At 66.9% G+C, this 21,583-nt stretch carries 17 protein-coding genes; 8 read left to right on the top strand and 9 right to left on the bottom strand.

All coding sequences use genetic code 11. The features are described from left to right. Window positions 1–232 precede the first annotated feature (232 nt). The gene (secA, locus tag ACSQ3M_RS16905; protein ID WP_436151232.1) at window positions 233–3,079 is read left to right on the top strand and encodes a preprotein translocase subunit SecA; all 2,847 of its coding nucleotides are present in this window, start codon (window positions 233–235) and stop codon (window positions 3,077–3,079) included. A 100-nt stretch (window positions 3,080–3,179) separates the two neighbouring features. Here the strand turns inward: secA and ACSQ3M_RS16900 are convergent, their stop codons facing one another. Beyond that, window positions 3,180–4,379, bottom strand: a complete 1,200-nt coding sequence (locus ACSQ3M_RS16900) for an MFS transporter (protein WP_436151231.1) — start codon at window positions 4,377–4,379, stop codon at window positions 3,180–3,182. Window positions 4,380–4,482: 103 nt separating this feature from the next. On the opposite strand from ACSQ3M_RS16900, the gene ACSQ3M_RS16895 reads away from it, so the two are divergent. Beyond that, window positions 4,483–5,304 (top strand): AraC family transcriptional regulator, encoded by an 822-nt coding sequence (locus tag ACSQ3M_RS16895; protein ID WP_436151230.1) that lies wholly within the window; start codon window positions 4,483–4,485, stop codon window positions 5,302–5,304. A gap of 90 nt (window positions 5,305–5,394) precedes the next feature. On the opposite strand, the gene ACSQ3M_RS16890 is transcribed toward ACSQ3M_RS16895, so the two are convergent. The 4 genes from ACSQ3M_RS16890 to ACSQ3M_RS16875 form a co-directional block, all read right to left on the bottom strand. Further along, window positions 5,395–6,312: a TorF family putative porin gene (locus ACSQ3M_RS16890; protein ID WP_436151229.1), complete on the bottom strand. Its 918-nt coding sequence runs from the start codon at window positions 6,310–6,312 to the stop codon at window positions 5,395–5,397. Window positions 6,313–6,526: 214 nt separating this feature from the next. Next, a complete protein-coding gene (locus ACSQ3M_RS16885) occupies window positions 6,527–7,954 on the bottom strand; it encodes a L,D-transpeptidase family protein (RefSeq protein WP_436151228.1) in 1,428 nt (475 codons plus the stop codon). 201 nt (window positions 7,955–8,155) lie between these two features. Continuing rightward, entirely contained in the window at window positions 8,156–9,109 is a 954-nt protein-coding gene (locus ACSQ3M_RS16880) for an acetyl-CoA carboxylase carboxyltransferase subunit alpha (RefSeq protein WP_436151227.1), read from the bottom strand. 110 nt (window positions 9,110–9,219) lie between these two features. Next, the gene (locus tag ACSQ3M_RS16875) at window positions 9,220–9,990 is read right to left on the bottom strand and encodes a class I SAM-dependent methyltransferase (RefSeq protein WP_436151226.1); all 771 of its coding nucleotides are present in this window, start codon (window positions 9,988–9,990) and stop codon (window positions 9,220–9,222) included. Between the two features lie 123 nt (window positions 9,991–10,113). Between ACSQ3M_RS16875 and gloB the strand changes: the two genes are divergently transcribed. The 3 genes from gloB to ACSQ3M_RS16860 are packed head-to-tail and all read left to right on the top strand — an operon-like array spanning window position 10,114 to window position 12,098. Next, window positions 10,114–10,872, top strand: coding sequence for a hydroxyacylglutathione hydrolase (gene gloB / locus ACSQ3M_RS16870; protein ID WP_436151225.1), 759 nt, complete (start codon window positions 10,114–10,116; stop codon window positions 10,870–10,872). Between the two features lie 6 nt (window positions 10,873–10,878). Further along, the gene (locus ACSQ3M_RS16865; protein WP_436151224.1) at window positions 10,879–11,334 is read left to right on the top strand and encodes a cupin domain-containing protein; all 456 of its coding nucleotides are present in this window, start codon (window positions 10,879–10,881) and stop codon (window positions 11,332–11,334) included. 2 nt (window positions 11,335–11,336) lie between these two features. Beyond that, window positions 11,337–12,098, top strand: coding sequence for a GNAT family N-acetyltransferase (locus tag ACSQ3M_RS16860; protein WP_436151223.1), 762 nt, complete (start codon window positions 11,337–11,339; stop codon window positions 12,096–12,098). A gap of 3 nt (window positions 12,099–12,101) precedes the next feature. On the opposite strand, the gene yddG is transcribed toward ACSQ3M_RS16860, so the two are convergent. Together yddG and ACSQ3M_RS16850 are read right to left on the bottom strand one after the other, a co-directional pair. After that, window positions 12,102–12,989, bottom strand: coding sequence for an aromatic amino acid exporter YddG (yddG, locus tag ACSQ3M_RS16855; protein WP_436151222.1), 888 nt, complete (start codon window positions 12,987–12,989; stop codon window positions 12,102–12,104). Window positions 12,990–13,177: 188 nt separating this feature from the next. Then, complete coding sequence (locus ACSQ3M_RS16850) at window positions 13,178–14,008, bottom strand: alpha/beta fold hydrolase (RefSeq protein ID WP_436151221.1); 831 nt, start codon at window positions 14,006–14,008, stop codon at window positions 13,178–13,180. Window positions 14,009–14,130: 122 nt separating this feature from the next. Here ACSQ3M_RS16850 and ACSQ3M_RS16845 point away from each other — a divergent pair, with 122 nt between their 5' ends. Continuing rightward, window positions 14,131–15,117 (top strand): GlxA family transcriptional regulator, encoded by a 987-nt coding sequence (locus ACSQ3M_RS16845; RefSeq protein ID WP_436151220.1) that lies wholly within the window; start codon window positions 14,131–14,133, stop codon window positions 15,115–15,117. A gap of 61 nt (window positions 15,118–15,178) precedes the next feature. On the opposite strand, the gene ACSQ3M_RS16840 is transcribed toward ACSQ3M_RS16845, so the two are convergent. Then, window positions 15,179–16,345 carry a pyridoxal phosphate-dependent aminotransferase gene (locus tag ACSQ3M_RS16840; RefSeq protein WP_436151219.1) on the bottom strand — a complete coding sequence of 389 codons (1,167 nt, stop codon included), beginning with the start codon at window positions 16,343–16,345 and terminating at the stop codon, window positions 15,179–15,181. 44 nt (window positions 16,346–16,389) lie between these two features. On the opposite strand from ACSQ3M_RS16840, the gene ACSQ3M_RS16835 reads away from it, so the two are divergent. Then, window positions 16,390–17,061: a GntR family transcriptional regulator gene (locus ACSQ3M_RS16835; RefSeq protein ID WP_436151218.1), complete on the top strand. Its 672-nt coding sequence runs from the start codon at window positions 16,390–16,392 to the stop codon at window positions 17,059–17,061. Between the two features lie 95 nt (window positions 17,062–17,156). Beyond that, on the top strand, window positions 17,157–18,353 hold the full coding sequence (locus ACSQ3M_RS16830) for an MFS transporter (protein ID WP_436151217.1): 1,197 nt from the start codon (window positions 17,157–17,159) through the stop codon (window positions 18,351–18,353). A 27-nt stretch (window positions 18,354–18,380) separates the two neighbouring features. On the opposite strand, the gene ACSQ3M_RS16825 is transcribed toward ACSQ3M_RS16830, so the two are convergent. Next, window positions 18,381–21,521 (bottom strand): autotransporter outer membrane beta-barrel domain-containing protein, encoded by a 3,141-nt coding sequence (locus tag ACSQ3M_RS16825; protein WP_436151216.1) that lies wholly within the window; start codon window positions 21,519–21,521, stop codon window positions 18,381–18,383. Window positions 21,522–21,583 lie beyond the last annotated feature (62 nt).

Genomic DNA, 21,583 nt, shown 5'->3' with positions numbered 1-21,583 from the left:
TGACGCCTCGCACATCAACGCGAGCCGGCCGGCCTGGTTCAATCGACGGCATCACACCGCGCGACGGGGCAAGGCTCTTGGAACCCAAGCGTCTGGACCATACATGCGCGCGGATAAGCGCGTGCTGGACCATGCGCCTGCGCACGTCTAAACACGCGCGTGAAATTCTGAGGGTTACCGCTTTCGGCCGCGCCTGTCGGCGCCGGCCGGATTCGCCATTGAAAGGCCAGACATGCTTGGCGCGCTTGCAAAGAGACTCTTCGGCTCGTCGAACGATCGGCGGGTGAAGGGCTACCAACCCCGCGTCGCCGCGATCAACGCGCTCGAAGCCGAGGTCGCGCAGCTCTCCGACGAGGCTCTTCGCGCCCGTACCGACACCTTCAAGCAGCAGCTCGCCGACGGCGCCAAGCTCGACGACCTGCTCGTGCCGGCCTTCGCCACGGTGCGCGAGGCCGCCAAGCGTACGCTCGGCCAGCGCCATTTCGACGTTCAGCTGGTCGGCGGCATGGTGCTGCACGAGGGTGCCATCGCCGAAATGAAGACCGGCGAAGGCAAGACGCTGGTCGCGACCCTGCCAGTTTATCTCAACGCGCTCGCCGGCAAGGGCGTCCATGTCGTCACGGTCAACGACTACCTCGCCCGCCGCGACGCCGAGTGGATGAACCGGATCTACAGTTTCCTCGGCCTCTCCGTCGGCATCATCGTGCACGGCCTCGATGACGAGGAGCGCCAGCGCGCCTATGCCAGCGACATCACCTACGGCACCAACAACGAGTTCGGCTTCGACTATCTGCGCGACAACATGAAGTACGAGGTCGCGCAGATGAGTCAGCGCGGCCACCATTTCGCGATCGTCGACGAGGTCGACTCGATCCTGATCGACGAAGCGCGTACGCCGCTGATCATCTCCGGGCCGCTCGACGACAAGTCGGACCTCTATGTCGCGATCGACAAGGTCCTGCCGGGGCTGGTCAAGACCGATTACGAGGTCGACGAGAAGCAGCGCACCGTGGCGCTGACCGAGGCCGGCAACGAGCATATCGAGGAATTGCTGAGGGAAGCCGGGCTGCTCAAGGAGGGCGATCTCTACGATTCCGTCAACGTCACCCTGGTGCACCATGTCAACCAGGCGCTGCGGGCGCACACCCTCTTCAGTCGCGACAAGGACTACATCGTCCGCAATGACGAGGTCGTCATCATCGACGAGTTCAGCGGCCGCATGATGCCGGGCCGGCGCTATTCGGAAGGCCTGCACCAGGCGCTCGAGGCCAAGGAAAACGTCACCGTCCAGCCCGAGAACGCGACGCTGGCCTCGATCACCTTCCAGAACTATTTCCGCCTCTACAAGAAGCTCGCCGGCATGACCGGCACGGCCGCTACCGAGGCCGACGAGTTCGAGCAGATCTACAAGCTCGAGGTCGTCGAGATCCCGACCAATGTCCCGGTCGCCCGCATCGACGACGACGACGAGGTCTATCGCAGCTTCCCGGAGAAGGTGAAGTCGATCATCAAGGAGCTCGACCGCGCCAGCGAGCGCCTGCAGCCGGTGCTGGTCGGCACCGCCTCGATCGAGAAGTCCGAGCTCGTCGCCGAGATGCTGGTGGAGGCCGGTTTCAAGCAGATCGACTTCGCCCAGCCCGACGCGCTGGACAAGCTCTACGCCGCCGCCCGCTCGGGCAAGAGCGCCAAGCAGTTCGCCGTTCTGAATGCCCGCTTCCATGAGCAGGAGGCCTTCATCGTCGCCGAGGCCGGCGTGCCCGGCGCGATCACCATCGCGACCAACATGGCCGGCCGCGGTACCGACATCAAACTCGGCGGCAATGTCGAAATGCGCGTCGCGCACGAGACCGCCGGCATGGAGGACGGGCCGGAGAAGCAGGCGAAGATCAAGGCGATTGAAGAGGAAGTCGCGCGCTTCCGCGAGATCGTCCTCAACGCCTCCGAGACCATCGAGCTCGAGCCGGCCAAGGGCTCGCGCCCGGCCAAGACCATGACCCGCCCCGGCGGCCTCTACATCATCGGCACCGAGCGCCATGAGAGCCGGCGCATCGACAACCAGCTGCGCGGCCGCGGCGGTCGCCAGGGCGATCCGGGCCGCTCCAAGTTCTTCCTGTCGCTGCAGGACGACCTGATGCGCATCTTCGGCTCCGACCGGATGGACGGCATGCTGCAGAAGCTCGGCCTGCAGGAGGACGAGGCGATCGTCCATCCCTGGATCAACAAGGCGGTCGAGAAGGCGCAGGGCAAGGTTGAGGCGCGCAACTTCGACATCCGCAAGAACATCCTGAAATACGACGACGTCATGAACGACCAGCGCAAGGTCGTGTTCGAGCAGCGCCGCGAATTCATGCGCGCCGACAGCGTGCGCGAGACCATCGACGACATGCGTCACGGCGTCGTCGAGGACACCGTCTCACGGCGCATCCCCGAGGACGCTTATCCCGAGCAGTGGGATGCCGCAGGCCTGCGCGAGGATGTCACGACCTATCTCAATCTCGAATTGCCGGTCGAGGACTGGGCCAAGGAAGAGGGCATCGCCGACGCCGAATTGCGCGAGCGCATCCGCAAGACGGCCGACGACGACTACACGGCGCGCATCGAGCGCAACACCGAAGAGGTGATGACCTATATCGAGAAGCAGGTGCTGCTGCAGACGCTCGACCATCTCTGGCGCGAGCATCTCGTCACGCTCGACCATCTGCGCCAAGTCATCGGCTGGCGCGGCTATGCCCAGCGCGACCCGCTGAACGAGTACAAGCAGGAAGCCTTCGAGCTGTTCGACAGTCTGATCGGCCGCCTGCGCGAGCAGGTCACCGGCAATCTGATGCGCGTCGAGGTCCGCTTCGACGCGCCGCCGGAGGAAGGCCTTGATCTCGCCCAGGGCAGTGGCGGCGCCTTACCGCCCCCACCCGCCGGCTTCCTGAGTGGTCAGCCGCAATTTGCCGCGACCGATGGCGACCTCGCCGTCGCCGAGCGCAATCCGGCCGATCCCGAGAGCTGGGGCAAGGTCGGCCGCAACGAGCTCTGCCCTTGCGGCTCCGGCAAGAAGTACAAGCACTGCCACGGCCAGTTCGTCTGACCGCAGCGCCATCTGGCACAATAAAAAGGGCTCCAGCCATCGGCGGAGCCCTTTTCCATGTCTGGCGTCTCACACGACGATCGGCGGGCTTACCAAAGCCTCATCCGCGCTGCGGCAGACGCGGCAGCAGGATGGTCAGCAGCCCCAGCAGTGGCAGACAGGAACAGACCTTGTAGACAAAGGCGATGCCGTAGGCGTCGGCAAAGCCGCCCAGGAACGCGGCGCCCAGCCCACCCGCGCCGAAGGCGAAGCCGAAGAACATGCCGGCGATCAGGCCGACGCGTCCGGGAACCAGCTCCTGCGCGAACACCACGATCGCCGAGAAGGCCGAGGCGAAGATCAGCCCGATCACCGCGCACAGCACGCCGGTCCAGAACAGGTTGGCGTAAGGCAGCAGCAGCGCGAAGGGGATGACGCCGAGGATCGAGAACCAGATCACGAAGCGCGCCCCGAAGCGGTCGCCGATCGGCCCGCCGGCGAAGGTGCCGACTGCGGCCGCGCCCAGGAACAGGAACAACATCAGCTGCGCATCGCGGAAGCCGAGTTGGAACTGCTCGATGACGTAGAAGGTGAAGTAGCTCGATATGCTCGCCATGTAGACGTTCTTCGTCGCGGTCAGCAGCACCAGGACGGACAAGGCGAAGGCGACGCGCCGCCCCGGCAGCGGCAAGGCGCGGCTGGCAGCCGGGCGGCCGGCTTGGGCCCGGCGATGGGCCGCATACCAATGCCCGACCCGGGTGAGGACAATGACACCCGCCATCGCGATGAGCGACAGCCAGGCGACGCTGCCCTGACCGAAAGGCAGGACAATGAAGGCGGCGAGCAGCGGTCCCATCGCCGAGCCGAGATTACCGCCAACCTGGAACAGCGACTGCGCGAGGCCATGCCGCCCGCCCGAGGCGAGCCGGGCGACCCGCGACGCCTCCGGATGGAAGATCGCCGATCCCAAGCCGATCAGGCACGCCGCCACGACCAGCACCGCAAAGTTATGGGCATTGCCGAGCAGGATCAGGCCGCTGAACGTCGAAGCCATTCCGACGGGCGCCGAATAGGGCATCGGCCAGCGATCGGTCACCGTGCCGACGACCGGCTGCAGCAGCGACGCCGTGACCTGGAAGGCCAAGGTCAGCAGGCCGATCTGGACGAAATCCAGGGCGTAGTTGGCCTTGAACAGCGGATAGAGCGAGGCCAGCAGCGACTGCATGACATCGTTCAGGAGGTGGCAGAAGCTGACCGCCAGCAGAACGGAGATCGTCGTCTTCTCGAAGCGGGGGCGGCTCCCCTCGATCGTTGCAACCATTGTGATGTCCCTGCGCACGAACCTTGTCGGCGCTTCTTCTACAGCGCTTGCCTGTGTCCTTCTTTCGTGTTTCGGTCGAATTATTTCGCGTTTGGGCCATTCGATGAAAAAGCTGGCACAGCAACAGCTCGATGCCCTTCACGCCACTCATCGCCGCCGTCACGACTGGATCGCCCGCTCGGACAGCGACGTCCTGGTTTACAGCTCGGACAGCCCCGCCGGGTACACGATCCCGCTGCACTGCCATCGCCACATCCAGCTTCTCTGTGCCTTCTCCGGCGTCGCGCTGATCGAGACCGAACGTGGCTGCTGGATGATCCCGCCCGGCCATGCGCTGCTCATCCCCGCCCGGTTGCAGCATTCGGTCGAGACACTGAGCGATGTCAGCATCAAGTCGGTCTATCTCCTTACCGGCCATGACGATCTGGCGGAGCGCATGCTGCAGGTGCTCGGCGTCACCGAGCTGGCGCGCGCCTTGATCGCCGAGGCGATCCGCCTGCGCGACGCTCCGCCCGGCAGCCGCAAGATCGAGCTCGTCCTGGAATTGCTGACGGCGGAGATCGCGGCGCTCCCGGTCCAGCCGCTCGGTCTGCCATTCCCGGCCGACAAGCGCCTCGCCGCCCTCTGCCGCGCCTATATGGCAGCGCCGTCGGTCACCGAGCGACTCGACGACTGGGCCGCGAAATTGGCGATGAGCCGGCGGACCTTTACCCGCTTCTTCCAGCGCGAGACCGGCTTGAGCTTCGTCGCCTGGCGCCAGCAGGCCAGCCTGTTCGCCTGCCTTCCGCGCCTGGCGGAAGGAGCGCCGGTCACCCGGATCGCCATGCTGGCGGGCTATGACAATGTCGCGGCGTTCACGACCATGTTCAGGCGCAGGCTCGGCACCACGCCGCGCAGCTACATGAAGGCTTCGTTGGCGCGGTAGCTGCGCAAGCGCCTGGCCTTCGAGCTATATCAACGGAAAAGGCCGCCCTCGCGAGCGGCCTCAACCAAACGAACGGTGCGATCGAAGCGCTTACTTCGGCGCGAAGATGCCGACGCTGCTCGCCGTGATGTCGAAGGAGAGTGTCGCCACCACGGTCGGGTTGCACCACTTCGAGCGACCCGAGCCGGCGGTGATGCCGCGCGGATCGGCCGTCAGCAGGAAGCACTCGCTCTTCGACAGGCTGGTGTCGTGATAGCGCACATCCGCCGTCAGGTTCTTCCAGGTGTAGGACAGGCCGGCGTTCCAGTAGGTGTAGTCGGGTAGGTCGGTCGGCGGCACTGTCGACCAGATTGCGAGATTGGTGGTGCCGAGCCAGTAATGGCCGAGCTCACCCGAAACCGACAACCCTTCGAGGAAGGGCAGGTTGTACTTCGCCGTCACCGAAGCGTAGGTGCCAGTGGCGCCGGTCCCGAGCCAGTCCCAGGCGTAGAACAGGTTGGCGCCGACGATCAGCTTGTCCTCGAAGTTGTAGCTGACCTTGCCATAGACCTCGGTGTAATCGGTGTTCTTCGGCGTCCAGTAGACACCGGCCGTGTCGATATAGGCCTTCTCGCCCGGATAGTAGTACTGCCAGACGCCGAGATCGACGGTGACTGGGCCGAACTTGGGCCGGATACCGCCGTAGAAGTCGATTTCGGCCGGCGGGCTGGTCGCCAGATCGACATTCGAGGCGTAGACGCCGACATAGAACAGATTGTCGTAAATCTGCAGTTCGGCGCCGCCCTGGATCGCCGGCTTGCGGTCGGTCTGCGAGATGCCGCGGAAATTATAGTCCGTCATGCCCTTCACGCTGACGGCGATGTCGAACCAGGTGATGCTCGGCGCGACCGGCACCGGCGGCGCACCCTTGCGGCTCGGCAGATCCGAGGCGAGCGCAGCGCTAGAAGCAGTGAGCGCCGTTGCCAGCGCCAAGCCCGTCAGCAAGCCGGAAGTTTTCAAGGCAGCCATCGCGAACTCCATCGAGGTTCCTGCACGATTCTCGTCATGCATTCGCCACGATTAAGCCCCCGCAGGCACAGCATCGGCAAGGCGAGGTTTTTTGCAACCTGCCCGCGCAATGAGCAATGCTGGCGGATTTCGCTGTTCAGACGCCTAGAAAAGCGCCCGCGGCCATCGCTGGCCGCGGGCGTGACTTTTTTACATCAAGCGATTGCCGGGCCGCTCAGCGCGCCACGGGCTGGCTTGCATAGGAGGCGTCGGGCTGCAGCTGGGACGTACGCAGGGTCGAAGCCCGGCGCGGCGGCAATGGCGCAGTCACCGTCTGCGGCGTCTCGGGCACAACGGAGACGACCGGCGCCGGCTCCTTCGACTCGGAGGAGCCGCTGCCGAGAAGCGGCACGAAGCTCAGCGCCCGCTGATAGAAGGAGGGCTGCGACGGCTCGGCCGCAGCCGTCTGGATCGGAGCAGCAGTCGCAGCGCCCGGCGAGACCTTGGCGACCTGCGTCGCCGCATCGCTCGTCGCCCGCGCAGGCTGGGCTGCAGGTTTTGCCGGAGCAGCCGCGACCGCGACCGCGGGCTTGGCTTCGACCTCGGGCTGCTGTTGAGCGCTGCTAACGGCAGCAAGCACTGCCTCGTTGTCAGCCGATTCGGCCCGGACAGTCGCCTTCGTACGACCCTTGTCGTCGAGCACGACGACACGCGGGCCGATCAACGAATCGACGCGGCTGATGCCGACGTCGCGCGAGCCCCAGGCGACCGACTTGTTCATCGAATCGGCACCGGACTGGGCCAGCATGCGCTTGAACGAGGAATGCTGGTCGCCATCGTCATAGATCAGCTTGATCGCCGGCGTGCCCTTCGAGACCAGCGCCGCGACCTGGATCTCGTCCTGCTGGCGCTTCTCGGCGAGCGCCTGTGTGATCGACGTGTCGATCTGGGTGCCGTCGCGGTTGAAGGCGTAGCGCCCGCCGGCCACCGAGACCGAGGGCTCGTCCTTGGCCACCTCGAAATAGTCCGAACCTTCCTTCAGGTTCTTCCAGAAGGCGATGTTCGGGTCGAGCCGGTGCTTGGCGAGATTCTCCGGCGTCATCCGGAAGGGAAAAGCCTGCATCTGCACAGCCTTCTGCCCGCCATTCTGCGCCTCGCGCACCAGCGCGTAGAGCTCACCGATCTGGTCGTCGGTCATCGAGTAGCAGCCGGCCGAGGAGCAGGCGCCGTGCACCATCAGATGCGCACCGGTGCGGCCATGCGAGCGGTCATAGGCGTTGGGATAGCCCATGTTGAACGAGACGTAGAACGACGAGTTCGGATTCATCTGCGCCGGACTGATGGCGTAGAAACCCTCCGGCGCCATGCGGTCGCCCTCGCGCACCTTCGGGCCGAGCTGGCCGGACCAGCGGCACATCGGGAAGGTCTTGAGCAGCGCATATTTGCCGTCGCCGCGCTTCTTCCAGACCTCGACCTCCGACTCCTTCTTGTAGGAACGAATCACGATTGGCTGGCTCTTGCTCATGCCCTTCTCGGACATCAGCGTATAGGTCGCGGACGGAATCGGGATGTTATGGCGCGCGGAACCGCGATAGCGGTCCTCTTCGCAAGCTGCCAAGGTGAGGCCAAGGAGCGCCGCCAGCGCGAAATGTCTCACAGCCACGTCGTCAATCCCATCTCGCGCGGACGCGTCAGACCCGACAATGCCTCATACAACGCGGCCAAATTATGCCCGTTGCTCGGTTGTAGGACCGTTAGCCTTGACCGTTCCTTACCACAGCGAGCCTGCAGATGGCCATATGGTGAAGCTGCGGTAAAGCCCCCGCGGGGGCCGTATGCGCGGTTCGGTACGGCTCGATCCCGGCTATAGCGTCCGGCCGATCGCCAGATACTTCTGCGCCCGCCGGTCGACGATCTCGTCGGCGCTCAGGCCGGCAAGATCGGACAGCGCGGCCTGGATCGCCGAGCCGGCCCGCTCGATCGCCGCCTGCGGATCGCGATGGGCGCCGCCGGTCGGTTCGGTGACGATCTTGTCGATGACGCCGAAGCGCAGCAGGTCCTGGGCCGTGATCTTCATGCCGGTCGCGGCATCCTGGGCGCGGGCCGTGTCGCGCCAGAGGATCGAGGCCGCGCCTTCAGGCGAGATCACCGAATAGATCGCGTGCTCCAGCATCAACACCTTGCTGGCGGCAGCGATGGCGATCGCCCCGCCGGAGCCACCTTCGCCGATCACCAGCGCGACGCTCGGCGTGCGCAGCGCAAGGCAGGTCTCGGTCGAGCGCGCGATCGCCTCGGCCTGGCCGCGCTCCTCGGCCTCGATGCCGGGATAGGCGCCGGCAGTGTCGATGAAGCTCAGTACCGGCAGGCCGAAACGGTCGGCCATTTCCATCAGGCGCACGGCCTTGCGGTAGCCTTCCGGCTTCGGCATGCCGAAATTGTGCTTGATGCGGGTCTCGGTCGAGTTGCCCTTCTCCTGGCCCATCACGCAGACCGGCTCGCCGCGGAAGCGGCCGAAACCGCCGACGATCGCCTCGTCCTCGCCGAAGACGCGGTCGCCTGCGAGCGGCGTGAACTCGTCGATCAGCGCCGAGCAATAGTCGAGAAAATGCGGACGCTGCGGATGGCGCGCCACCAGCGTCTTCTGCCAGGGCGTCAGGGTGCCATAGAGGTCCTTCAGCGCCTGCGAGGCCTTGGCCTCGAGCTTGCCGATCTCCTCGGCGAGCGAATAGCCATCGCCCTTGCCGTCGAGCGCACGCAGTTCATCCGCCTTCGCCTCGAGCTCGGCGACCGGCTTTTCGAAATCAAGATAGCTTCGCATCGACATCCAGATCTGGTCCCGCTTCCCAGGGGAAACCACGCCGGCTTGAGGCCGCGGTGACGGAACGGTCAAAAAAGGCGGCGGACCTTGGCCGCGCCCCGGCGAAATTGTCAACCCGCAGCCCCGCCCCCGTCATCCTGCCGCGGCAGGTGTGAAGAGGAGTGAGCCTGCGGCAGCAGCACCGGCCGGAAGGCGAAGCTGCGCCGCGTCGCACGCAGCGGCGCGCGCCGATAGAACTGCTTGGTCGCGTCGATGACATAGACGCCGGCGAAGGGCAGCGACAGCCCGGCGCCGACCTTCTCCCAGGCCATCGCCGAGCGCATGAACAGGCGCCGGCGCAGCGGCGGCACATAGAGGGCTTCGACCCAGTGCTCGGGCGAGAACATGGCGCGGCGCATCAGCGCCTCGATCTGCGAGCGGCTGAACGGCCGGCCGTGGCCGAACGGCGTCGTATCCATCCGCGCCCACAGGCCGCGCCGGTTCGGCACCACGACGATCAGGCGCCCGCCGGGGCTCAGCACCCGCGAAATCTCCTCGAGCAGATCTTCCGGGCTCTCGGTCTCCTCGAGCGCATGCACCATCAGCACGCGGTCGATCGAGGCGGTGGGCAGCGGCAGAAGGGTCGGCTCGACCAGCGCCGACGCGGAAAGCCCGGGAGAAGGCCAGTTCACCACGCCCTGCGCCGCCGGCATGAAGGCGATAACCCGCTCCGCCTCGCCGCCGAGCAGCGGCAGATAGGGCGTCGCAAAGCCCAGGCCCAGCAGGCGCTGGCGCCGGCAGTCGGGCCAGAGCTTCAGCATCACCTTGCCGACGACCCGGCGCGCCACATGCCCGAGCGGGCTGGCATAGAAGGTGCGCAGGTCGACGACGTCCAAGGCCATGCCCACGGAGATGGCGCAGCCGCAGCGCGAGTGCAAGAGCCGCCCTTGATGGCACGATCGGCTTGCTCCCGGCGCGGGCTTGCTTCAAGCAGGCGTCTCGACTGCTGATTGCCGGAGCTTCCCATGCCGCTCGACATCCATGTCTTCCGCACGCTCAGCGACAATGCCGGCGCGCTGCTGCGCGACCCCGGTACCGGTGCCTGCGCCACCGTCGACGTTCCCGATGCGGGCGAGGTGCTTGCCGCCGCCAAGGCCAAGGGCTGGACGATCAGCCAGGTGCTGGTGACGCATGAGCATGCCGACCATGTCCAGGGCATCGCTGCGCTGAAGCAGGCGACCGGCGCCAAGGTGTTCGCTCCGGAAGCCGCGCGCGCCGGCGCACCCGTCGACGTAGTCCTCGGCGAAGGCGACCGCGTCGCTGTGGGCGGCTACGAGTTCGAGACCTGGGCGACGCCCGGCCATGCCGAGGGCCATGTCAGCTTCATCGGAGCGGACGTCGCTTTGGTTGGCGACGTCGTCTTCGTCATGGGCTGCGGCCGCGTCATGCCCGGCCGGATGGAAGCGATGTGGACCTCGCTGTCGCGGATCATGGTGCTGCCGGACGCGACCACGCTGATCACCGGCCACGACTACACCTTGTCGAACGCCCGCTTCGCTGCGGCCATGGACCCGAGCAACCCAGCCGTCGCCGCCCGCCTCACCGAGGCCGAGGCCGCGAAGGCTGACGGTCGCTTCTGGGCGCTGACCACGGTCGGCGAGGAAAGGGCGACCAACCCCTTCTTCCGGGCCGGTGAGCCTGCGCTCGCCGCGACGCTCGGCATCGTCGGCAAGCCGGCCGGCGAGGTCTTTACGGCGCTGCGCGAGGCCAAGAACAGGTTCTGATCCGCGATGAGCACGTTGAACGGCCTCAGCGCCGCCGAGGTCATCCGCCTGCTCGCGCTGAAGCCGCATCCCGAAGGCGGACATTATCGCGAGACCTTCCGCGATCCTGCCGGGCCGGAGGGACGCGGATTCTCGACCGCGATCTATTACCTGCTCGATGTCGGCGAGACCTCGGAATGGCATCGCGTCGATGCCGCCGAGATCTGGCACCACTATGCCGGCGCGCCGCTGGTGATCACGCTTTCGCCGAACGGGCATGACGCCTCGGCCCACCATCTCGGCAAGGATCTCGCCGCGGGCCAGCGCCCGCAAATCGTCGTGCCGGCCGGGCACTGGCAGAGCGCGACCTCGCTCGGCGCCTGGACGCTGGTCGGCTGCACGGTCGCGCCGGGCTTCTCCTTCTCCGGTTTCGAGATGGCGCCGCCCGACTGGCGGCCTACACCGCGCCCCGCCGGAGGCTGACCGTGGACAAGCCCGTCATCGATATGGCGCTGGTCAGCGCCTGCGAGACCCGCATCGTCAATGCCTGGCCGGCGCCGACCACGCTCGTCGTCGACCAATGGGTCGTGCGCTTCGCCAATGGCTATTCCGGCCGGGCCAACTCGGCCTCCTCGCTGCGCGAAGATGGCGACATGGACGAGGCGACACTTGCCTTCGTCGAGGACCTCTATCGCCAGGCCGGTCTGCCGCCGCGCATCCGCTTCACGCCGCTGGTCGCCGAGGGCGCCCGCCAGCGCTTCACTGAGCGCGGCTACCGGGTCGAGACCGCCTCCTTCGGAATGGTCGCCGAGCTCGATCCCGGCCTGCACCTGCCCGATCCCGGAATCGTCGCGACAGCGCAGGCGGACGCTGCCTGGATCGACGGGGTCTGCGCTCACCAGATCGGCGCAAAGCGCAACCGCGATCATCTCGCCGCTATCGTCTGCGGCGTGCGCCTGCCCGCCGCCTTCGCGACGCTGCTGCATGAGGGCCGTCCTGCGGCCTATGCGATGTGCGTCGCCGAGCGCGGCATGGCCGAGATCGGCGCCGTCATCGTCGACGAAGCCTTGCGCGGCAGGGGCCTTGGCAAGCAGATGATGCTGGGGCTGATGGGCTGGGCCGCGGCACAGGGCTGTGCCCAAGCCTATCTCCAGGTCGACCAGAGCAACGGCCTTGCCTTGGAGATGTATCGCCGGCTCGGCTTCCGCACGGTCTACGCCTACGAGACGCGTATTCTCGACGTCTGAGGCCTAGCCTCCGGCGACCTTCGGCGCAGCGGCTTTCGCCGCCGGCCCGAAGCTCGCAACCAGCGCGCCGACGACGATGAGGACGCAGGAAACGGCCAGGAGCCAGCTCGCCGGCGCGTAGCCGGCGATGACCAGGACCACGGTCGAAAGCACCGGCGCGGCATAGGAGGCGACGCCGAGCAAGGCGACGTCCCCCTTCTTCATGCCGACATCCCAGCAGATGAAGGCGAGCCCGATCGAGCCGAGGCCGAGGCCGAACACCCCGCCCCATTCGACGGCGCTCGGCGCCCACAAGGTCGTCTCGAAGGCGAGATGGCAGGCGAAGGCGGGGATGGCGCAGCCGAGCATGGTGATGGCGAGGCTCTCCGACGGCACTCCCGCGAAGCGCCGCGACAGTACCGAATAGCTCGCCCAGACGAAGGCGCCGAGCGCCGCCAGCACATGGCCGAGCTGGATGCCGGCGCCGCCGCTGCCAAGACTGCCTGAGATCAGCATCGCTGTCGCAACGAGGCCGATCAGCGCCCCGACCAGATGACGCGGCTTCAAGCCCCCGCCCGGCAGCAGCGCCGCGAACAGCACGATCAAGAGCGGCCAGAGATAGTGGATCAGGTTGGCCTCGGCCGCCGGCGCCGTCTTCACCGCAGCATAATAGAGCGCCGTGTCGCCGAAGGGCCCGTAGAGCCCGAGCAGGAAGGAGGCCGGCGTCGGCCGCGCCAGATGCAGGCGCCCCTGCGCCGCCGCGATCGCCAGCACGAACACGCCGCCGATGACGAAGGTCATGCCGACGAGCTGGAATGGCGGCACTCGCCCGGACATGGCGGTGAACAACGCCAGCGTCGACCAGAGCAGGATAGCGACGAAGCCGGTCGCGGTGGCGGTGCGGGAGGTCATGGGGCGAACTTCAGAATTGCGGCTTGAGACCGTTAAGCGCTGCGCCGCACCCTCGCCAGCCCGTTCGCCGCTTGCCACCGGCATATCGCCCGACTCTCACGCAAAAAACTGCCGGCAGCCGCACAATGGTGGTGCCGGCAATCTTGTCGGGGCGCGTGGAGGCCGATGGCCTTGGCCCCCTCGTCGCATCAGCCCTTGATGAAGGCGAGCAGGTCGGCGTTGATCACGTCCGGGTGGGTGGTGCACATGCCGTGCGGGAGGCCGGCATAGGTCTTCAGCGTGCCGTTCTTGAGCAGCTTGACTGCGAGCGGGGCGGAGTCGGCATACGGGACGATCTGGTCGTCGTCGCCATGCATCACCAGCACCGGCACCTCGATCGTCTTGAGATCCTCGGTGAAGTCGGTTTCCGAGAAGGCCTTGATGCAGTCGTAATGCGCCTTGGCGCCGCCCATCATGCCCTGCCGCCACCAATTGTCGATGATGCCCTGCGAGACCTTCGCGCCCTCGCGGTTGAAGCCGTAGAACGGGCCGGCGGGGACGTCGACGTAGAACTGGGCGCGATTGGCGACGAGCGCAGCGCGGAAGCCGTCGAAAACCTCGATCGGCAGGCCGCCCGGGTTCTTCTCGGACTTGACCATGATCGGCGGCACCGCACCGATCAGCACCGCCTTGGCGACGCGGCCGGGCTCGGCGCGGGCGACATAGTGAGCCACCTCGCCGCCGCCGGTGGAATGGCCGATATGGATAGCGTTACGGAGGTCGAGATGGGCGGCGAGTTCGGCGACGTCGGCAGCGTAAGTGTCCATCTCGTTGCCGGTCGCGGTCTGGCTGGAGCGGCCGTGGCCGCGACGGTCATGCGCGATCACCCGGAAGCCCTGATGCAGGAAGAACAGCATCTGGTTGTCCCAATCGTCGGCGCTGAGCGGCCAGCCATGGTGGAAGACGACCGGCTGCGCGGCCTTCGAGCCCCAGTCCTTGTAGAAGATCTCGGTGCCGTCCTGGGTGGTGATCGTGCTCATCTGTCGCTTCCTTCGGGCTTCCGGGCGGCAGGAGCGTCGCCCTTCGATGTGGACGGTTATAGGCACAGCGTTGCATGGTGCCGCTTGGCGGAACCGACAATTAGCGGGGCAAAACTGACAACATGACGACAGGGAAGCAGACGATCGCAGAGATCGGGCTTTTGCTCTACCCGGACGTGCAGCTCGCGGCCGTCTATGGCTTGACCGACCTGTTCCGGATCGCCGGTGAGATGAGCTGGGATCGCGGCGGCCCGGAGGCGCCCGCGATCCGGGTCAGCCATTGGAGTCAGGCAGCGGACGGCGCAGGTGTGGACTGCGTCTTCGACAGCCACCCCGGTGCTGCGCACGATCCGAGCCATCTCATCGCGCCGCCGAGCCTGATCATGCCGGCGAAGATGCAGCCGATGAGCGGCTTTGCCACCTGGCTGGCCGAGCGCCATGGCGAGGGCACGACGCTGTGCTCGGTCTGCGCCGGCGCTTTCCTGCTCGGCGAAGCCGGGCTGCTTGAGGGCCGCGAAGCGACGACGCATTGGGCGTTCGCCAAGGAATTGGCGGCGCGCTTTCCAGCCACGAAGGTCGATACCGACCGCATGGTGATCGACGATGGCGACATCATCACAGCCGGCGGCATCCTGGCCTGGACCGATCTCGGTTTGACGCTGGTCGAGCGCTTGCTCGGACCGAGCGTGATGCTCGAGACCGCCCGCTTCCTGCTGGTCGATCCGCCCGGACGTACGCAGCAGCCCTACAGCCATTTCGTGCCGCGGCTCGACCATGGCGACGCGGCGATCCTGAGGGTGCAGCGCTGGCTGCAGGCGAGCGGGGCCCGGGATCATGACGTGCCGGCACTGGCGAAGCGGGCCGGGTTGGAGGAACGCACCTTCCTGCGCCGCTTTCGCAAGGCGACGGGCCTGCGGCCGACCGAATACGCCCAGCAGATCCGCGTCGCCAAGGCGCGCGAGGCGCTGGAATTGAGCCGCCGGCCGGTCGCGCAGATCGCCTGGGATGTCGGCTACGAGGATGCCTCGGCCTTCCGCAAGCTGTTCCAGCGCATCACCGGGCTCGCCCCCGCCGATTATCGCCGCCGCTTCGGCGTCGCCCTCGCCTGAAGAGGCAGCCGACCAGTTCCGTCATCCTGGCCCCCGCCGATCGAATACAAACGGCTAGCCCCTACAGGCCGAGCGCGGCGCGAACGCGCTCGCCGAGCCCACGCAGGCGCTCGACCGGCTCATTGGCATAGACGAAGCGGATATATTGCGCGCCATGGGTCTCGCCCCAGCCGGCCATGGCGGTGGCGCAGACTCCTTGCTCCAGCAGACGCTCCGACATCGCCGCCCCGTCGAGCCCGAAATCCGAGACCCGCAGCAGTAGCGACCAGCCGCCACCGGGAACCCCGACCGGGAGGCCGCGCAATTCCGCCAGCACGCAATCGCGCCTTGCCTGCAATTCGGCGACGTAAGGTGCGAGCGTCGTCGCCGAATTCGCGAGCGCGACTGCGACTGCGTCCTGGCCGATGCCGACCGGCACCACGACATTGGCGAGCGAGACCGCGACGAGATCGGGCATGAACGCGTCCGGCGCAACGATCCAGCCGACCCGCCAGCCGATCATGCGCAGCTCCTTCGCCGACGAGCCGACGGTGATCGTCCGCTCCGCCATGCCCGGCAACCCGGCCGGATGCAGCACCGGCCTGCCGTCGTAAACCAGCCGTTCCATCGCCGTGTCGACGATCAGCAGCAGGTCATGCGCGACGCAAAGCTCGGCAATGAGCGCCCAGTCGCCGGCATCGAGGCAGCCGCCCGACGGCATCGACGGCGACATCAGCAGCATGGCGGTGGTCTTCGGCCCGATGCTGGCGCGCAACGCCTCGCGATCGAGCCGCCACTCGCTGCCAGGCTCGAACCGGAACGGCACGAAGCGTGGCACTCCTCCGGCGAGCCGCACCCGGTTGATCAGACCGGCATAGGTCGGATCGGTGACGATCACCTCGTCACCGACCTCGATCGTCGCCAGCAAGACATTGAGGATGCCGGAGAGGCCGCCCGCCGAGATCACACAGTTGCGCTCGCCACTATAGCTTACGCCGGAGGTTGCCGAGACATGGCGGGCCGCGACATCGCGCAGATGCGCCTGGCCGACGAAAGGCAGATAGCTGTTGTCGGCATCCTCGCTGGCGGCGCGGACCGTACGCGCGATCGCCTCGGCGTCGGGCAGGATATCGGTGTCGAGATTCTCAAGGCGCAGGAAATCCTTGCCCGACGCGTCGGCGATCGATCCCATGCGATCGACGCCGATTCCGGCGATATGGCGCAGGCGTGACGGTCTTTGGCGGGGCATATGGACACCTCTAATCATATATTATCTATGAAATCATACCAGCCATGAGCTTGCAAGACCGGACCGACAGCGACCACTCGCTCGCGGGGCGCATTGCGCGCAGCCTCGCGCAGCGCATCGTCACGGGGACGCTGGCACCCGGCGCGCCGCTGCGGCAGGACCATGTCGCCGCCGAGTTCGGCGCAAGCCATGTGCCGGTCCGCGAGGCCTTCCGCACGCTCGAGGCGCAAGGGTTGCTGGTCAGCGAACCGCGGCGCGGGGTCCGCGTCGCGCCTCTGGAACCCGACCTCGTGCTGGAAGTGACGGCGATGCGGGCGGCGCTCGAGGCACTGGCGCTACGCCAGGGCTTTCCACGGTTGACAGCGGCTGATCTCGATGAGGCCTCAGCCGCTCTTGCCGAGGCCGAAGCGAGCGGGGAGCTGCTGGTCTGGCAACGCGCCAACGAGCGCTTCCACCGCGCGATCACAGCGCCCTGCCGCATGAAGCGCCTGCTCGCGACGATCGACGATCTGCATCGCACCTCAGCGCGCTTCCTGTTCGCGACCTGGCGGGACCTGGCTTGGCAGCCGCGCTCCGATGCCGAGCACCGGCAGATTCTCGATCATCTTGTGGCAGGCAGGATCGAGCAGGCGGCGCAGACCCTGGAAACGCACATCCTCAACGCCGGCCAGGCCCTGGCCGAGAAGCTCCAGAGCGGTCCCGTCCCCTCGCGCTAGGCTGGTGCCGCCCAGCTTCGGCGTGATGGCCGGCATGCGCTGGATGCTTCGCCGGGCAATTGACCACGCCCCCGCGCGGAGGCAAGCGTCGTGGCATGACCACGATCCCCCTGCCGAGCGCCTCCCGCCCGCTGATGCCGGTCCTGGCGGCACTCAGCGTCGCCCATCTGCTCAACGACCTGATCCAGTCGATGATTCCGGCGGTCTACCCGCTGCTCAAGGAGACCTATCAGCTCGACTTCGTGCAGATCGGCCTGATCACGCTCGCCTTCCAGGTGACGTCCTCGCTGCTGCAGCCGGTGCTCGGCTATCTGACCGACAAGAAGCCCTGGCCTTACGCGATGGTCGCCGGCATGGGCGCGACGCTGGCCGGGCTGCTCTCGCTCGCCTTCGCCCATAGCTATCCGATGGTGCTGGTCGCGGCGGCGCTGGTCGGCACCGGCTCGGCCGTCTTCCATCCCGAGGCGACCCGCATGGCCCGCCATGCGGCCGCCGGCCGGCAAGGGCTGGCGCAGGGCGTCTTCCAGGTCGGCGGCCATGCCGGCTATGCGACCGGCCCGCTGCTCGCCGCCGCCGTCGTCGTGCCGAACGGCCAGGAGAGCCTGTCCTGGTTTTCCGGCATCGTACTCGTCGCCATGCTGCTGATGGCCTGGATCGGCGCGCGCTATACCGCCTTCCGCCGCGGGCAGACCGCCTCGCAAAGCCATACCGACGATGTCGCCTCGCATGGCATGCCGCGCAGCCGCGTCCTGCTGGCGATGGCGGTGCTGATCGTCATCCTGTTCTCGAAGAACGCCTATACGGCCTCCTTCACCTCCTATTACACCTTCTACCTGATCGAGCGTTTCCAGGTGCCGCTGCAGCTCTCGCAGATCCTGCTCTTCCTTTATCTCGTCGTCGGCGCCGTCGGCGTGATCATCGGCGGCATGATCGGCGACCGCATCGGCCGCCACCGCGTGATCTGGCTCTCGATCCTGGGCAGCCTGCCCTTCGCGCTCGCTCTGCCCTATGCCGATCTCGCTTGGACCGTGATCCTGAGCGTGGTGATCAGCTTCATCATGGCGAGCGCCTTCTCGGCGATCCTGATCTACGCGATCGATCTGGTGCCGCATCGGGTCGGACTGGTCGGCGGGCTGTTCTACGGGCTCGCCTTCGGCCTCGGCGGCGTGGCGGCAGCAGGGCTCGGCGCCCTCGCCGACAAGATCGGCATCATCCAGGTCTTCGCACTCTGCGCCTGGCTGCCGGCCTTCGGCCTCTTGACCTTCCTGCTGCCGCGCGAGGCGCGCAGCTGACCTTCCGCCGCCCCGCGGCTGCGCAGCTCACCAGGTGACGCGCAGTCCGAGATTGCCGCGCACGCTATGACCCTTGTCGTCGCCGAGTGCCGTCACATAGCCGCCCGTCGCGTAGAGGCTGACATTGGCGGTGATCTTGGCGACCACGCCGCCGCCGACCTCGAGCGAGGTTCCCTTGAACCGCGTCGGGATCACATCGGTCGCATCGAACAGGACTTTGTCCGTGCGGCTGAAATTGTGCCAGAGATTCGCCGTCAGATAAGGCTGGATCTCGGCGCCGCCAAGCAGGAGGCTGGTCTGCAGGCGGGCGCCGATCCGGCCTGTGAGGCTGTCGCCGTTGTCGAAGCTCACGGCCGAGAATCTGTCTCGGGTCCGATCCAGCGACAGATGTTGCCAGATCAGTTGCGCCTGTGGTTCGAGCGTGAAGCCGGCGCCCAGCGCAATCGGATAGCCGCCTTCCAGCGAGGCGGTCACCGAGCTGCCGCCGATGTCACCGCGCACACCGCGATTGGAGCGTGCGTCGCCATCGAGCCAGCTGTGCATCAGCACGGCATCGACATACCATCCGGATGGACCAAGGTGTGTCCAGTACGCCCCCAGGCTCTTTGAATCGAGCGTGAGCTTGCCGGTCGGACTGCGCCGCTGGCCGATGGCGAAGCCGCGGATGTCGCCTTCGGCGCGGCCATAGCCGAAGAACAGGCCGAACCGGTCGCGGTGGCCGCTCGGGCGGTCGATGCCATAGAGGTCGAGGCCGGTCTGGAGCCCCCAGATGCGGCCGTCGAATTCCGGATCAACGGTTCCGGACCAGCGCTGCTCCGTCCGCTCGCCGAAGACCCGCCCCCAGCCGGCAGCGAAGTTACCTTGCGCATCCAGCAGGCCTTGCTCACCACGGCGCTGATGGAAGGTGCCGAGTGTCGCCACACCAAGGCGTCGCGCCATCGCCGGAACGGCGGCGTAGGCGGCGACTTCAGGCCGATACAACGGGATGGGAGCCGAGCCGGCGGGCACATCAGGCAGGACCGGCGAGCCCGGCGCGGTTTGCGTGTCCGAACCTCCCGTCTCCGGAACGAGGGTGTTGCGCAGATACCAGTTCTGGCTCGATCCACCGGTCGTGCTGCCATGGTACAGGATATACTCATAAGCGCCGGCCGCGACCGGGCCGGCCAGCGAGAAGGCGCTCGCACTCGTCGTCGCCCCGTTGATGGCATTGATCACCAGGATGCCGTCCCCGGCCGTGGCGCCGCCCGGTCCGCCGACATTGGTGATCGCGAGCCGCGAGTTTCCGCTCGCCGTGCCGCCATTGATCACCAGCAGGTCAGACGGCGAACCGTCGCTGCCGAGATAGGTGTTGAGCCCGACGGTGCCGCCCCGCCCGACATAATTGGACACGGTCAGGGTGTTGCCGATGCCGGCGCCACCGACCTGCGCGAGACCGGCATTGGTCAGCGTCCCCGCGATGCTGAAGTTGCCCGTGCCGCCACCGGCAAAGGCGACCACCGCATCGGCCACCGCAATCCTGCCGCTGTTCGTCACCGAACCGGCGACACGGCCATAGCCGCCGAATGTCGCGCCTGCGGCGACCGAGACAGGCCCGCCCCCTGCCAGCGCCGCACCGCGATTGGCCGCATCGCCGATCGCGAGCGTACCGGCCGTAACGCTCGTCGCGCCGGTATAGGTGTTGACGCTGGTCAGCACCGTCGTGCCGGAACCATCCTGCGTGACCGCGCCGGTCCCTGAGATGATGCCGGCGAAGGTGACCAGATCGGAACGGTTGAAGGCGAGCGTGCCGTTGTTGGCGACATTGCCGACGATGCTGCCGGTCGTACCGCCGGCGCCGAGCTGCAATGTCCCCTGGGTGATGGTCGTGCCACCGGTATAGGTGTTGGTACCTGTCAGGACCGTCGTGCCCGCACCGGTCTTCTCGACAGCGCCCACGCCGCTGATCGTACCGGCATAGGTGCCGATATCCGGCTGGGTGAAGCGGACCAGGCCGTTATTGGTGACGGTCGGCGTGATGCCTCGGGCTGGTCCCTCAAGAATGCCCGTCGCATCGACGATCGTCAGCCCGGCGAAAGCGGAATTGTCTCCGGTCAGGCGCAGCGTGCCCTGTTGCACGTTGACGAGCTGGAAATCGGTCAGCGAGCCGCTCAGGGTCCAAATGCCCGCCTCGATCTTGTCCAGCCGCTCGAAACCGGTGACCAGGCTGGCGTTCATCACCGTGGGGCCGGTGCCGGCGAGCACCAAGAGGTCGGTGCCATTCCCGCCGGTGATCGTCTGTGTGGCCGAGACCTGGGCGTCGCCGAGATTGCGCAGCGTCGCAGTGTCGTCGCCATCGCCCATGTCGATCAGGCCACCGATCGTGCCGCCGCCCTGCCAGAGGAAGGTGTCGGTGCCGGTGCTCATGCGGATCTCGCCGCCAATCGCCCCGCCCGTCACGGTGACGCTGTCGGTGCCGCCGCTGACGCTGATATTACCGCCGATCGAGCCGCCGGAGACCGTGATCGTGTCATTGCCGAAGCCCGTCACCAGATTGCCGATGATCCGGCCGCCCGACATGTTGAAGATGTTGTTGTCGAGCTTCATGTCGACGCGGCCGATCGTGCCGCCGGTCATCGTCGCGACGTCGCCATCCTCGAAGGCGCCGACGATGGTGCCGCCGGTCATCAGGAAAGTGTCGCGCTGGTCGCCCTGCGCCAGCGAGCCGATCGTCCCGCCGGTCATGATGAAAATGTCGATGCCGGAGCCCTGGCTGACGGCGCCATTGACCGTTCCGGCATTGATCTCGAAGCGATCGGCGCCCGCCCCGGTCGTGACGCCGCCCGTCACGGTGACAGTGCTGCCGCCGGGCAACGTGATCAGGCTGGTGCCGACGGTGTTCGTGTAGTTCGCGATGCTTCCACCGACAAAGGTCACGGTCTTGGTTCCGGCGCCGCCGGTGATGCCGCCGCTATAGGTGCCGCTGTTGACCGTCAGCGTGTCGTTGCCGGCCTGGAGGTCGACTGGCGCGGCAGTCGGATCAGGCGCCGTGCCCGCATCGCAGACGACGATGTCATTCCCGGCAGTGGTCGCTCCGCAGCCCGCACGGGCAGTGTCGGCGTAGAGCGCACAGGCGATCAGCGACGAAGTCGACAGCAAAGCAAGATGGCGTGTCCGGGCGAGTCTTTGCACACTTCCCTCCTCGCAATGTCGCTGGCGACTCGCCGGACAACGCTTGCGGACGAGCGAAGGAC

The organism is Allobosea sp. LjRoot90 (assembly GCF_964254315.1).
Lineage (GTDB): Bacteria > Pseudomonadota > Alphaproteobacteria > Rhizobiales > Beijerinckiaceae > Allobosea.
This window is presented reverse-complemented; position numbering and strand designations above follow the sequence as displayed.